1 protein-coding gene is annotated in these 1,488 nt (G+C 66.7%); it reads left to right on the top strand.

The window, feature by feature from the left end:
- The first annotated feature begins 80 nt into the window (after positions 1–80).
- Entirely contained in the window at positions 81–1,352 is a 1,272-nt protein-coding gene (locus KVS69_RS18190) for a site-specific integrase (RefSeq protein ID WP_217539404.1), read from the top strand.
- Positions 1,353–1,488 lie beyond the last annotated feature (136 nt).

The following is a 1,488-nucleotide window of genomic DNA, read 5'->3' as shown; positions in this document are numbered from 1 at the left end:
AGTTGCCACGGCGGGCAGCGGGCTGAATGCACCATCCTGTCAACGCTGCGGCAGCCGGCCTCGGTGGAGGCCACGCGCCAGTGACCGAACTGGACCGCTACCTCGATGCGGCCACGCGCCAGAACACGGTGCGCAGCTATGCGTCGGCGCTGCGGCACTTCGAGGTTGAATGGCAAGGCCACCCCCCAGCGACACCTGACAGCGTGGCCCGGTACCTGGCCGCTTATGCGCAGACCTTGGCGACCAGCACCCTCCGCCAACGTCTGGCGGCCATCGCCTCTTGGCACCGCGACCACGGCTTTGTCGACCCGACCCGATCGCCGCTGGTGCGCAAGGTGCTCAAAGGCATCCAGACCCTGCACCCGGGCCAGGTCAAGCAAGCCGCGCCGCTCCAGATTCGGCGGCTGGTCGAGCTCGATGACTGGCTGGCCGCGGCGATCGCTGCGGCACATGCCCGGGGCGATGGGCCGGCGGCGCTGCGCCATCAACGAGACCGAGCGCTGGTGCTGCTCGGGTTCTGGCGGGGATTCCGTGGCGATGAACTGCTGCGTCTGGACGTGGCCCATCTCACGCTGGTGCCGGGACAGGGGATGACCTGCTTCTTGCCACGCAGCAAGGGTGATCGCCAGGCAGCCGGCGTCACCTACAAGGTGCCGGCGCTGTCGCGGTTGTGCCCGGTGGAGGCGACCCAGGCGTGGCTGCAGGCGGCCGACCTGCAAGAAGGGCCGGTGTTTCGGGCAGTCAACCAATGGGGCCAGGTGAGCGCCGAAGGCCTGCATCCCAACAGCTTGGTGCGCCTGCTGCGCGAGTTGCTGACCAGTGCCGGCTTTGCCGATGCAAGGCTCCACAGCAGCCATTCGTTGCGCCGCGGCTTTGCCAGCTGGGCCAACGACCAAGGCTGGGACATGAAGGCCTTGATGGAGTACGTGGGCTGGCGCGATGTGCAGTCGGCCATGCGTTACCTGGACGGGCGTGACCCGTTTGCCCGGGAGCGCATTGAAGCAAGCCTGCCCAGTCCAACCGCGCCGGTACCGGCGATGGCACTGCCGGCGCCCGAGGACAAATCGGCCCTGCAGCTGCGCCTGCGCATGGTGCTGACCCCGTTTGCCCGCGCCGGCCGCGGCGCGGCCAAGGCCCGAGGCCGGATTGAAGAGATCTGCTTGGCTCCGTTCCAGGCAGTGCGTCTGAACACCGCCAGCAGCGAGTACCGGTTAACTGTTCCCACCGATCCCGATCGGGATCTGGATGAAATCCTGGCCACGTTGCTCGATGACATGCACCGCATGGCCGATACGCACCAGTGTTTCCTGGAAGCGTCTCTCAATACAGACGACGGCCGGCACTGGGATTGATCCCCTCATAACCTCCGGATCCAATGGCTACCCTTCACGAGACCGCCTACCCGCGACTGAAGCCTGATCCCACCGCCAAGGAACTGGAGGAGATCTCTACCCCCCCCGCCGCTGAGATTGCATTCGCCAAGCAGCT

The sequence above is a fragment of the Stenotrophomonas sp. GbtcB23 genome (assembly GCF_019091045.1).
Classification (GTDB): Bacteria; Pseudomonadota; Gammaproteobacteria; order Xanthomonadales; family Xanthomonadaceae; genus Stenotrophomonas; species Stenotrophomonas rhizophila_A.
This window is presented reverse-complemented; position numbering and strand designations above follow the sequence as displayed.